The sequence below is a fragment of the Ponticaulis profundi genome (genome assembly GCF_042659465.1).
Lineage (GTDB): Bacteria > Pseudomonadota > Alphaproteobacteria > Caulobacterales > Hyphomonadaceae > Ponticaulis > Ponticaulis profundi.
The window spans coordinates 1-813 of the sequence record NZ_JBHSSW010000064.1; the positions used below are offsets into that span (position 1 = coordinate 1).

Consider the following 813-nt stretch of genomic DNA (forward strand, 5'->3'; position numbering starts at 1 on the left):
TCGAGCAGCTTGCGGAACATCTCAACGCCCGTACAAGTCGTCTTGGATACTGTTGGACGGATACCGACGATTTCGATCTCGTCGCCGACTTTCAGGATACCTGTTTCAACACGACCCGTCACAACCGTACCACGGCCAGAGATCGAGAACACGTCCTCAACCGGCATCAGGAACGGACGGTCAACCGGACGCTCTGGTGTTGGGATGTACTCGTCAACCGCAGCCATCAGCTCAAGGATCTTGTCTTTACCGATGTTGTCGTCACGGCCTTCAACAGCTGCCAGAGCAGAACCTGCGATGATCGGAATATCGTCGCCTGGGAAGTCGTAAGAAGACAGAAGTTCGCGAACTTCCATTTCAACCAGCTCAAGAAGCTCTTCGTCGTCGACCTGGTCAACTTTGTTCAGGAAAACAACAAGCGCTGGAACACCAACCTGACGAGCAAGCAGAATGTGCTCACGCGTCTGTGGCATTGGGCCGTCTGCTGCGTTAACAACCAGAATGCCGCCATCCATCTGTGCCGCACCCGTGATCATGTTCTTCACATAGTCAGCGTGGCCCGGGCAGTCGACGTGTGCGTAGTGACGGTTTTCCGTCTCGTACTCAACGTGCGCCGTGTTGATCGTGATACCACGTGCTTTTTCTTCCGGCGCAGAGTCGATGTCTTCGTACGAACGCTTCTCAGCACCCGTCACTTCTGCAAGAACCATCGTGATCGCCGCAGTCAGCGTGGTCTTACCGTGGTCTACGTGACCAATCGTACCGATGTTGACGTGAGGCTTGTTGCGCTCAAACTTTGCCTTGGACATGTCC

The 813-nt window shown here is 54.5% G+C and carries 1 protein-coding gene; it reads right to left on the bottom strand.

What is annotated here, in order from left to right; translation table 11 throughout:
* On the bottom strand, nucleotides 1-809 hold an 809-nt coding region (locus tag ACFQDM_RS16000; RefSeq protein WP_377380738.1), incomplete at its 3' end, for an elongation factor Tu.
* Between the last annotated feature and the right edge of the window lie 4 nt (nucleotides 810-813).